This window comes from Mesorhizobium sp. Arg314 (assembly GCF_053714275.1).
On record NZ_JBSKBP010000320.1, the window covers coordinates 1 to 295 of the forward strand.

The window sequence follows — 295 nt, forward strand, 5'->3', positions numbered from 1 at the left end:
CCTCAATTGCAGGCGCGTATTTCATCTGGACGCTGGGATCAGATCATTCGGGAGGGCGATGCCACTCCTGCGTGGCTTGCCGCAGATTTCGGCGCAAATCGCCGGCGTGCGACGATCGTGGCGCAGATCATCAAGCTCGGTCAGAAGCTCACCGACGATGCCGTAACGATGTTCATCAAGCTGATTGGTCGGTTGTTCTCGCAAGCCAACAATCGCAAGAAACAGCGGCACATGGACGCTCGGCCCGAGACCTCAAAGATTCTTCGGATGTTCCTCGATACGATATCCGCCCTCC

At 56.9% G+C, this 295-nt stretch carries 1 pseudogene; it reads left to right on the forward strand.

The window, feature by feature from the left end:
- Positions 1-295, forward strand: a pseudogene (locus ACWGS9_RS35675) (hypothetical protein); the annotation flags it as partial.